This is a genomic window from Amaricoccus sp. (assembly GCF_036846665.1).
GTDB lineage: Bacteria > Pseudomonadota > Alphaproteobacteria > Rhodobacterales > Rhodobacteraceae > Amaricoccus.
Window position 1 is genome coordinate 1 of sequence record NZ_DAIUBO010000297.1, and the last position, 4064, is coordinate 4064.

The 4064-nt window shown below is 70.5% G+C and carries 2 protein-coding genes; both read left to right on the plus strand.

Annotated elements, in window-relative coordinates; all coding sequences use genetic code 11:
• A partial coding sequence (locus V7050_RS19050; protein ID WP_324411040.1) for an HlyD family secretion protein occupies positions 1-468 on the plus strand: 468 nt, incomplete at its 5' end.
• Positions 469-492: 24 nt separating this feature from the next.
• Positions 493-3621, plus strand: a complete 3129-nt coding sequence (locus V7050_RS19055) for an efflux RND transporter permease subunit (RefSeq protein WP_324373831.1) — start codon at positions 493-495, stop codon at positions 3619-3621.
• The last annotated feature ends 443 nt before the right edge of the window (positions 3622-4064 follow it).

The following is a 4064-nucleotide window of genomic DNA, read 5'->3' on the forward strand; positions in this document are numbered from 1 at the left end:
GAGGTGTCGCTCACCCTGGCCGATGGCACCAGCTACGAGCAGAAGGGGCTCCTGACCGTCGCCGAGACCAACGTGAACGAGGAGACCGGCGTGGTGACCCTGCGCATGGAGTTTCCCAACCCCGAGAAGCTCCTGCTCCCGGGCATGTACGTGCAGGTCGAACTGCCCCAGGGCGTCGCCGAGAACGTGGTGCTCGCTCCGCAGGAGGGGGTTTCCTTCGACCAGCGCGGCCGCCCGGTCGCGCTCGTCGTCAATGCCGAGAACACGGTGGAACCGCGCGAACTCGACGTCATCGCCGCCCGCGACTCGAGCTGGATCGTGCGCGACGGGCTCGGCGCCGGCGACCGGATCATCGTCGAGGGGCTGCAGAAGACCGGCCCCGGCGCGACCGTGGCGCCGGAAGAACGCGGCACCGCGCCCGCAGGCGGAGATGCCAGCGGCGCCGCACCCGCCGCCGACGGCGGCTGAGCGGAACCGGGAGGGAGAAGGCCGATGGCACGCTTCTTCATCGACCGCCCGGTCTTCGCCTGGGTCATCGCCATCCTGATCATGGGCATCGGCCTGCTGTCGATCTTCACCCTCCCGGTCTCGCAATACCCCCAGATCGCACCGCCCTCGGTCACCGTCACGGCCACCTATCCCGGCGCCTCGGCGGAAACCGTCGAGACCACGGTGACCCAGGTGCTCGAACAGGCGCTGACCGGCATCGACGGGCTGCGCTACATGTCCTCCTCCTCGACCGCCTCGGGGCAGGGCTCGATCACGCTGACCTTCGAGACCGGCACCGACGCCGACATCGCCCAGGTCCAGGTGCAGAACAAGCTCGCCCAGGCCACGCCGCTGCTGCCCGAATCGGTGCAGCGCCAGGGCGTTCGCGTCGACAAGGGCTTCGCCGGCTTCCTGATGGTGATCGGGATCATCTCCGAGGACGGCTCGCTCGAACAGGTCGACCTCTCCGATTATCTCGCCTCCAACCTCGTGGACGAGATCAGCCGCGTCGAGGGCGTCGGCGGCGTCGAGGTCTTCGGCGCACCCTATGCCATGCGCATCTGGCTCGATCCGTCGCGGCTCGCGGCCTACGACCTCGCCCCCGCGGACGTGGTGAGCGCGGTCTCGGCGCAGAACGCCCAGATCTCCGCCGGCCAGTTCGGCTCGCTGCCCGCGGTCGAGGGCCAGCAGCTCAACGCCACCATCACCGCCCAGTCGCTCCTGCGCACCCCGGCGGATTTCGAGCAGATCGTGCTGCGCGCCGAGACCGACGGCGGGCTGGTGCTGCTGAACGACGTGGCCCGCGTCGAGGTCGGCGCCGAGGATTACACCGCGATCTCTCGCTACGGCGGCCAGCCGGCCTCGGGCATGGCCCTGCGCCTCGCCGCCGGCGCCAACGCGCTCGATACCGCCGAGCGTGTCAAGACGCGCATGGAGGAATTGTCCGCCTTCTTCCCCGAGGGGCTGACCTACAACATCCCCTTCGATACCACGCCCTTCGTCGCGATCTCCATCGAGGAGGTGGTCAAGACGCTCTTCGAGGCGATCGGGCTCGTCTTCCTCGTCATGCTGCTCTTCCTCGGCAACCTGCGCGCCACGCTGATCCCGACGCTCGCGGTCCCCGTGGTGCTGCTCGGAACCTTCGGCGTGCTCGCCGCGGCGGGCTTCACCATCAACACGCTCACCATGCTCGCGATGGTGCTGGCCATCGGCCTTCTCGTGGACGACGCCATCGTGGTGGTCGAGAACGTCGAGCGCATCATGGACGAGGAAGGGCTCGACGCCCGAGAGGCGACGCGCAAGTCCATGGACCAGATCACCGGCGCGCTGATCGGCATCGCGCTGGTGCTCTCGGCGGTCTTCGTGCCCATGGCCTTCTTCGGCGGCTCCACCGGGGTGATCTACCGGCAGTTCTCCATCGCCATCGTCTCGGCCATGGCGCTTTCGGTGGTGGTGGCGCTGACCCTGACCCCCGCGCTCTGCGCCTCCATGCTGCGGCGCAGCGACGCCCACGGGCCGGCGCGGGGGCCGCTCGCGGCCTTCCACCGCTTCTTCGCCGCGCTGACGCGCCGCTACGGCAACAGCGTCGACTGGATCGTGCGCCGGCCCTTCCGGATCGGCGCCATCTACCTGGCGCTCGCCGGGCTCATGGGCTGGTTCTTCGTACAGACCCCCACAGGCTTCCTTCCCGACGAGGACCAGGGCATCATGTTCGTCTTCGTCCAGGCGCCCTCGGGCGCCACCGCCGAGCGGACGCTCCGGGTGATGGACCGGATCGAGCACCATTTCCTGACCAACGAGCCCGAGGCGGTGGATTCGATCTTCACCGTCGTCGGGTTCAGCTTCGCCGGCGCCGGCCAGAACGTGGGCCTCGGCTTCGTGCGCATGAAGGACTGGTCCGAGCGCCCCCGCCCCGACCAGTCGGTGCAGGCGACCGCCGGCCGCGCCTTCGGGGCATTGGGCCAGATCCGCGATGCCTTCGTCTTTCCCATCGTGCCGCCGTCGGTGATCGAGCTCGGCAACGTCTCGGGCTTCGACTTCTATCTCCAGGCCCGCGGCAACCAGACCCACGAGGAACTGCTCGCCGCGCGCAACCAGATGCTCGGCATGGCGGCGCAGAGCCCGCTGATCGCCTCGCTGCGTCCCAACGGGCTCGAGGACGCCGCGCAATTCGCCCTCGACGTCGACTGGCGCAAGGCGGGCGCGATGGGGGTCACCGCCCACGACGTGGCGGAACTCCTCGCCACCGCCTGGGCCGGCAGCTACGTCAACGACTTCCTCGACCGCGGCCGCATCAAAAAGGTCTTCGTCCAGGGCGAGGCCGAGGCCCGGCGCAACCCCGACGACATCGAGCGCTGGCGGGTGACCAATGCCACCGGCGGGCTCGTGCCCTTCTCGAACTTCGCCGACGGGCTCTGGCGCTTCGGCGCGCAGGGGCTCTACCGCTACAACGGCGTGCCCGCCATGCAGCTCCAGGGGCAGCCGGTGCCGGGCGTGACCACCGGCGAGGCCATGGCCGAGATCGAGCGGCTGGCGACCCAGCTGCCGCCCGGCTTCGACGTCGCCTGGACCGGGCTCTCGCTCGAGGAACGCCAGACCGGCGGCCAGGCGCCGCTGCTCTACGCGCTGTCGCTGGCGGTGGTCTTCCTCAGCCTCGCCGCCCTCTACGAGAGCTGGGTGATCCCCGCGGCGGTGATGTTCGCCATGCCGCTCGGCGTGCTCGGCGCGCTGATCGGCGCGCGGCTCGGCGGCTTCGCCAACGACGTCTTCTTCCAGGTCGGCCTGCTGACCACCATCGGGCTCACCGGCAAGAACGCGATCCTGATCGTGGAATTCGCCCGTGCCCGGCAGGAGGAGGGCCGGGAGCTCTTCGCCGCCATCGGCGAGGCGGCGCGCCAGCGGTTCCGGCCGATCGTCATGACCTCGATGGCCTTCTCGCTCGGCGTCACGCCGCTGGTGCTCTCCACCGGTGCCGGCGCCGCAGGACGCAACGCCATCGGCTCGGCCGTCTTGGGCGGTACGCTATCGGCGACGGTACTCGGCGTGCTCTTCGTGCCGCTCTTCTACGTCGTGATCCGCCGCCTCGCCCCCCTGCCCGCGCTGCCGGGAGCCGAGCCGACGCCGGCCACCTGATATCGCCGGCGCGCGGCAACAGCAGGTCTCAGGCCCCGAGGCCGGCCACCGCGAATGCGCGGCGCCCAAGTCGGTCCGAGCCGCCCGTCGCCCGGGCTCCCTGCACTCGTCCGCACACGGTGTCTGCGCGTCTGCGTGCGGGATATGCGGACCGAATTCGGCCCCTCTGCCAGTGGCCCTTGGCCGCAGTGGCGACCCACCGGGACCGTCTCGCAGACCCCGCTGGGGCGACGGCGCCGGTGATCCGGGACCGTGCGCCCGGTACCGATCGTCGGGTGCAGCCTCGGGGCAATCATACCAGCGGCCCTCGCTGTCGACTCCTGTTCCTCCCGCGGCCCGGGGGTTCCAGCCCGATCGACCCGTGACGATCTGCGGTGAAGCTGCACCGCCCTCGCCCTGCGGCGCGCGCCTCCGGGCGACCGGACCGGGCAAGGCGCCACCGG

What these genes read in the sequence shown, in the direction of transcription:
- V7050_RS19055 (WP_324373831.1), top strand. Translation starts at nt 493, where the DNA reads ATGGCACGCTTCTTCATCGACCGCCCGGTCTTCGCCTGGGTCATCGCC.